The organism is Armatimonas sp. (assembly GCF_043760365.1).
Taxonomy (GTDB): Bacteria; Armatimonadota; Armatimonadia; order Armatimonadales; family Armatimonadaceae; genus Armatimonas.
This window is the reverse complement of record NZ_JAYUPA010000831.1, coordinates 1-3,178: the sequence shown is the minus strand read 5'-3', so window position 1 is coordinate 3,178 and position 3,178 is coordinate 1. Positions and strand designations below refer to the sequence as shown.

Annotated in this window: 4 protein-coding genes; all 4 read right to left on the bottom strand. The window is 60.2% G+C overall.

All coding sequences use genetic code 11. The features are described 5' to 3' along the window. Positions 1-96: 96 nt before the first annotated feature. Complete coding sequence (locus tag ACH2EH_RS20470) at positions 97-699, bottom strand: Maf family protein (RefSeq protein ID WP_395144616.1); 603 nt, start codon at positions 697-699, stop codon at positions 97-99. Positions 700-706: 7 nt separating this feature from the next. Next, positions 707-1,309, bottom strand: a complete 603-nt coding sequence (locus ACH2EH_RS20465) for a hypothetical protein (RefSeq protein ID WP_395144614.1) — start codon at positions 1,307-1,309, stop codon at positions 707-709. Between the two features lie 46 nt (positions 1,310-1,355). Next, a complete protein-coding gene (hpt, locus tag ACH2EH_RS20460) occupies positions 1,356-1,910 on the bottom strand; it encodes a hypoxanthine phosphoribosyltransferase (RefSeq protein WP_395144612.1) in 555 nt (184 codons plus the stop codon). A gap of 29 nt (positions 1,911-1,939) precedes the next feature. Next, positions 1,940-3,178: M16 family metallopeptidase (locus ACH2EH_RS20455; RefSeq protein WP_395144610.1), on the bottom strand; the 1,239-nt coding region annotated here is incomplete at its 5' end.

Here is a 3,178-nt window from a genome sequence, read left to right as displayed (position 1 = left end):
CAATACGGCGAAAAGCGCGCAGCGCACGCTCCCCTACGCGCTCCACGGTTCCATCTACAGAAAGTTCTAAGTACCGACTCATAGGTTTGCCATCTACTAGGACATAGGAATCGAGCCAGGGTTTCGCCAGAGTGGGATTTTCGCCCGAGAAAATAGCTCCGCCACGCTCCAGAGAGGCAGACCGATCACGTTGGAGGGATCGCCATCAATATGTGTTACAAATGGCATGGCTCCTCCCTGAATACCATAGCCACCCGCCTTGTCTAGCGGCTCACCGGTTGCCACATAGGCAGCAATCGCCTCCTCGGGCAGTGTTGCCATCGTCACGCGCGTCTCCACCACAAGAAGCTCCTGCGCGATAATCTCGCCCGGTGCCGCAACCGTCAGCAGAGCGACACCGGAGAAGACACTGTGTGTCTTTCCCGAGAGAGCGCGGAGCATCTGAGTCGCCTCATTGCTATCGGCTGGTTTTCCCAGAATAGTCCCCTCGGGCGCAACCACATCGGTGTCCACCCCAAGAATCCAGCCCGCCTGTCGCTGTGCGACTTCCTGCGCCTTGCAGAGTGCCGCCTGCTGCACATAGACTCGTCCGTCGGTGAGATGCTCCAAGGAGCTCTCCTCGAACTGGCTGACGAGAACCGTAAACTCGACCCCCAGCAGCTCTAAAAGCTGACGTCGGCGCGGGGACGCTGACGCCAGATAGAGCTTAGGCAGCAGGAGTCTCTCCCTCGGGCTTTTTCTTTGTCCGCCGCACGGCGGGCTTCTTCGGAGCGGCCACGGCTGGCTCTTCCGCTTCCGCCTGTACAGGGGGCTCGTCGTCCAGCTCCAGCATGGAGAAAGGCGACGGCTTTTCCAGGGGCACTGCTGCCTCGGGCACGGGGTCGTCGGTGCTGACTTGCTGCTCCAGCTCACGCACCCGGTTCTCCAGAGCCTCGATATCATCGAAAGCATTGGGGTCGCTGGCGCTGGGAGAAGTATCGCCGGAATGCTTTGCCTTATTAAAGGCATCGGTGATACTAAAGCCCTTGAGGCTCTCGGTGAGCTTCTCACGAACGGGACGGCCCTTCTCTTCCATTTCGGTAAAAAACCCGGGCGCATCCTGGCGTATCTGACGCACCGAGTCATCGAGCTGACGTGCCGCCTTATCAAGGGCATCTACCGCCGCTTTACCTAAGCCTAGCGTGATATCAGTGACGCGCTCCGCCGTCAGCGGGGGCATCGTCTTTAGCGTCTCAGAAGCGGCTTCCGCCTGTGCTTCAGCTTCCACAGTTGTCGTCTCCTCAGGAGTGGGGGTAGATTCGTCGTTCATACGTTTTAGGACAGTCCAAATAGAGTTTCGGTTGCGTCTTTATAAATTAGAGCGGCCCCGCATAGACATCGCGCTTGAGCACCCCGATGTAGGGCAGGTTGCGGTAGCGCTGGTTCCAGTCGAGCCCGTAGCCAATCACAAAGGCATCCGGAATGGTGAAGCCCACATAATCCGCCTCCACAGACGCACCACGTTTAGCGGGTTTGTCAAGAAACGTGATGATCTTCACCGACGCCGGAGCGCGCTGTCGCAGGTTGCGTAGCACATAGCTCAGGGTGTGCCCGGTGTCAATAATATCCTCGACAATAACAACATGGCGCCCCTCGATGGAGTCATCGAGATCCATCGTGAGCCGCACTTCACCGGTGGAGGCAATCCCGCTATAAGACGAGACTCCCATCAGGTCCATGGTGAGCGGCAAGTCAATGGCACGCATTAGGTCGGCAAGAAACGGCAGTGATCCCTTGAGAATGGTTACCAAGTGCAGGTCGCGGCCTGCATAGTCCTGGGTGAGCCGCGCTCCCAGCTCGCGAACTCGCTGCTGGATCTGCGCCTCACTGTAGAGCACCTCTTGAATATCATCGTGCATCGGATGGGGCATGACACTATTGTACCGTGCCAAAAGCACATTCAGCCTTCGGTGCGTGTTCGGACGATCACCGGGTTGCCACTCAGTAGAGTTCGCGCCACACGCTCCACCTCACTGCGCTTCACCGCCTCAATACGCCGAGTAAACTCCAGCTCAAAGGCAGCTCCCAGCCCACTGCTTTCCGCCCAGACGATAGTGCGGGCGCGTGTGAGGACAAGCTGTCGCTGCTGGTTTCGCTGTGCCAAGAGCAGTGCCTTCGCGCGGGCAATCTCGATCTCCGGGATTGGCTTTTGGGCCGCCTCAGCGAGGGTCGTGAGGAGTGCTTGCTTCATTAAAGCGGGATCCTGGTTTCCCAGCAGGTAGGCACTCCAAAGAGTGGCATCGCGCGCAGGGAGAAGCTGCGAGCGCACCTCATAGGCCAGCGACTGGTCATCGCGTAAGCGGAAGAGGCGGCACGCCTTCCCCAGCCCCAGAACCGCATCCAGAACGAGCAGTGCTGCCCAGTCTGTGCGCGCGGCCGGCTGGCTTAGACCAGGGAAAAGATAGCCGACCGCCAGTGCGGAGACCCCTCTTAGCGACGGGACAAAACGATCACGCAGGCCTAGCGGGATTGGCTCCGTGGTCGGGAGCAGCTCTTTCGTGCCCACAGAGCGCTGGCTCCAGTCACCAATGTTCAGGCTAGTCTCTACCCAGCGCCGCGCCACATCGGCCTCGAACTTGCCCACCACCGCAATCGTAGTGCGCTCTGGTGTACAGTAGCGCCCGTAGAACGCCTGGACATCGGCGACGCTCACACGGCGGAGACTCTCGCTATCTCCTTGCACGGCCAGCTCCGTTCCCAGTGCCCGTGCCTGAAGCGTCCGCAGGAGCCGAGGCACAAGATCTTCGTTCCAGAGTGTCACCGCGCGAAGCTGATCCGTGCGCGCCTGCTCAAGTGCTCCCTCGGTAAAGCGCGGCTGTGCCAGAGTGTTGAGTAGCAAGGCCTGTGCCGACTGCACCAGCGCCGCCTCCGTCGGAGGGCAGACACTCCAGAGGGCGAGCTGATTGCCATCGTATTGGGTTCCGAGCACTCCAAACCCGTCCACATCGCGCTGGAGTAGCTCCGGAGTGCGCCCCTGTGAGTCGCCCCCCAGCATACGTGCCAAGAGGGCGGCGATACCTGCCTGGCGCCGCTGCTCCACCCCACCGATTCGCACACTAGCAACAATGGCGGTGGCAGGCGCACTGGAATCGGGGACGATCACCAAGGTAGTACCGCTGGGCAGGCGGATGGGCTCAAT